The following is a 2,999-nucleotide window of genomic DNA, read 5'->3' as shown; positions in this document are numbered from 1 at the left end:
CTGTATGAGCGGATTATTTCCATACCGCTGTTTTACTCAATGACTGATGAGGAGCAGGAAAAGGTAATAAAGGCTGTAAACAAGGTTATCAACTACTATAGGAAGTGATTATATGGAGCTTTGTCTGGGAACAGTTCAGTTCGGCATGGATTATGGCATCAGGGGGCAAAAGCAGCCAAGCGTGGAGCAGGCTGTGGATATGCTGGATTATGCCACCCAGAATGGTATCAATAATATTGATACTGCCAATGCCTATGGCACCGCAGAGGATGTTGTGGGGGAGTTTTTGAGCAAGAAAACAATTGCACGGGATAAGCTGTTTGTTATTTCCAAATTCCGACCAAATCTGTTGGATGATGTGGACTCTGATGATTATTACCGGGTGATGCGTGGTAATCTGGAAAACACCCTGTCCAGACTTCATACGGATTATCTTGACAGCTATATGCTTCACAGCGCCAGATATATCCATAATGATGCAATAATAGACACCTTGAACCGCATGAAAAGTGATGGTCTGGCCAAAAAGGTGGGAGTGTCCGTTTATGAGCCAGAGGAGGCCATGAAGTGCATTGAGCGTCCTAATGTTGAGTTCATGCAGCTGCCATACAGTATATTTGATCAGCGCATGGAAAAAGCAGGGGTGTTTGAGGCTGCCAAAAAGGACAGTATCCAGATTCATTCCCGCAGTGCATTTATACAGGGGCTTATCCTGATGAATGAGGATGAGGTGCCACCGTTTTTAATCAAGGCAAGGCCTATTGTGGGCAAGATTTCCCTGCTTTGTCAGAGGCATGGTCTTTCCAGGATTTCCCTGGCCATGAATTATGTAAAGCAGCAGTCAAGAATCAGCCATCTGGTGTTTGGTGTTGATAACATCCAACAGTTGAAGGAAAATATCAATATTTTCCGGGAGTCAATCCCCGCTGATATCATTGAGGATATCGCCCGGGAATTTACAGATATTGAGGCAGATATTGTGATGCCTAGCCTGTGGAAAAAATAATCCGGTCAATGAGCTATGCAAATTGTGGGCATGGAATAATGGAGGAATATATGAAAGTATTGGCTATTGTGCAGGCAAGATGTTCATCCAGCCGTCTGCCTGGTAAAGTAATCAAAAGGCTGGCAGGTAAACCGATGATTGTCCATGAAATAGAGCGCCTGGAGCGCAGTAAGTTGATAGATGAGATTGTACTGGCTACCAGTACGGATTCCAGTGATGATGCCTTGGCGTCAATTGTCCTGGGGACTGGTACCGAAGTGTTCCGTGGCAATCTGGAGGATGTACTTGACAGATATTATCAGTGCGCCGAAAGGCACAGCCCGGAGCATGTGGTCCGTATCACCGGTGATTGTCCTGTAATCGACTGGCGGCTTATTGATACCGTAATAAAAACACATATAGAGCATGGTAATGATTATACCAATTTAAGTGGTGATTATCCTGATGGACTGGATACCGAGGTAATGAAGTTTTCGGTGCTGAAGGAGGCCTGGGAAAAGGCGAAGATGCTTTCTGAAAGGGAGCATGTGACATTATATATACACAATCATAAGGATGATTTCCGGATGGAAAGAATTCCCTGTGACAAAAAGCTTGGCGACCTGCGCTGGACCGTGGACGAGCCTCAGGATTTTTCCTTTGTGGAGAAGGTGTTCTCGGAGCTTTATGGTGATAATCCTGATTTTGCCATGGATGATATATTGGAGCTTTTGGACCGGAAGCCTGAGCTGGCCCATATCAATAGCGGCATAATGCGCAATGAGGGTCTGGCAAAGTCCCTGGCCAATGACCGGGAAATCGACGGGTGATACACCTTCTGCGGGTGAATATCCATCAGTGAACAAGGAGCGTTGTTGCCTGATATTGGGCATGTGATGATATATGAATATTTTGATTCGCGTAGATTCCTCAAAGTTGATTGGCAGCGGCCATCTCATGCGTTGCCTGACTTTGGCGGAAAAGTGCCGACAGGACGGGGACAGGGTGACCTTTGTCTGCCGCGATTTGGAAAACAATTTATCCAGGCTGGTCCAGGAAAAGGATTTTGAGCTGGTTTTATTGCCAAGGGCTGAGGCCAGGGATAATCTGACCGGGTATGCCAAGTGGCTGGAGGTATCCCAGGAACAGGATGCTGCCGATACCATAGCGGCTATGGGGAAAACCGGCAGGCCTGACAGGGTAGTGGTGGACAGCTATGCCATTGATGTGGTATGGGAGCAGCTGATACGGCCATATACGGATGAGATTTTTGTTATAGATGATCTGGCCAATAGAAGGCATGACTGTGATTATCTACTGGAACAGGGTTTTCATCATGAGCAGGAGCAAAGATATACTGATTTGGTTCCTGCGGGCTGCAAAATGCTGCTTGGACCGAAGCATGCCCTGCTTCGTGAGGAGTTTTACAGGGCAGGAAAAAGGGCTCGTACCGGCAGTTTGAAGAATATTTTGGTGTTTTATGGTGGCATTGATATGACAGGTGAAACCTTAAAGGCCCTTCGGGCCATAGTCAGGGCAAAGCTGCCGGATATTAATGTCATGGTTGTAGTGGGGCGCACAAATCCCCGCAAACAGGAAATATATGAATTTTGTCAGCTGTATGACTTTATGGAGTATTTTGAGCAGGTCAGCAATATGGCTGAATTGATGCAGGAGGCTGATGTCATGTTGGGGGCCGGGGGTGGAGTCGCCCTTGAACGGTGCTTTATGAGGCTGCCTGCCCTGGTGACTGCCGTGGCGGAAAATCAGCGTGAGGGCTGTATCTGCTGTGATGAAAAGGGAGTTTCCAGATATCTGGGGTATTGGAATGAAGTGACTGAGGAGAGTATTGTTGACAGTCTGCATTCAATCAAGGCCGAAGATCTTTTGGCCATGTCTTTAAAATGCGAAGAAATCTTTTGTTAGGAGCGATGTATAATGGCTAAGGTATATTGCAGAAAATGCCGGGAGGATGATTTACAGACCATCATGGAATGGCGCACCCGCCCTGATA

The 2,999-nt window shown here is 46.7% G+C and carries 3 protein-coding genes; all 3 read left to right on the top strand.

The window, feature by feature from the left end; genetic code table 11:
- Window positions 1-112 precede the first annotated feature (112 nt).
- The 3 genes from K6C05_RS07925 (at window position 113) to pseG (ending at window position 2,911) form a co-directional block, all read left to right on the top strand.
- Window positions 113-1,006: an aldo/keto reductase gene (locus K6C05_RS07925; protein ID WP_296733377.1), complete on the top strand. Its 894-nt coding sequence runs from the start codon at window positions 113-115 to the stop codon at window positions 1,004-1,006.
- Window positions 994-1,815 carry a glycosyltransferase family protein gene (locus tag K6C05_RS07920; protein ID WP_296733375.1) on the top strand — a complete coding sequence of 274 codons (822 nt, stop codon included), beginning with the start codon at window positions 994-996 and terminating at the stop codon, window positions 1,813-1,815. Before K6C05_RS07925 ends, K6C05_RS07920 begins: the two co-directional genes overlap by 13 nt.
- Before the next feature lie 73 nt (window positions 1,816-1,888).
- Window positions 1,889-2,911 carry a UDP-2,4-diacetamido-2,4,6-trideoxy-beta-L-altropyranose hydrolase gene (gene pseG / locus K6C05_RS07915; RefSeq protein WP_296733373.1) on the top strand — a complete coding sequence of 341 codons (1,023 nt, stop codon included), beginning with the start codon at window positions 1,889-1,891 and terminating at the stop codon, window positions 2,909-2,911.
- Window positions 2,912-2,999 lie beyond the last annotated feature (88 nt).

Source organism: Anaerovibrio sp. (assembly GCF_024697385.1).
Taxonomy (GTDB): Bacteria; Bacillota; Negativicutes; order Selenomonadales; family Selenomonadaceae; genus Anaerovibrio.
The sequence above is the reverse complement of the archived record's forward strand: the minus strand, read 5'-3'. Positions and strand labels throughout refer to the sequence as shown.

What these genes read in the sequence shown, in the direction of transcription:
- K6C05_RS07925 (WP_296733377.1), top strand. Translation starts at nt 113, where the DNA reads ATGGAGCTTTGTCTGGGAACAGTTCAGTTCGGCATGGATTATGGCATC.
- pseG (WP_296733373.1), top strand. Translation starts at nt 1,889, where the DNA reads ATGAATATTTTGATTCGCGTAGATTCCTCAAAGTTGATTGGCAGCGGC.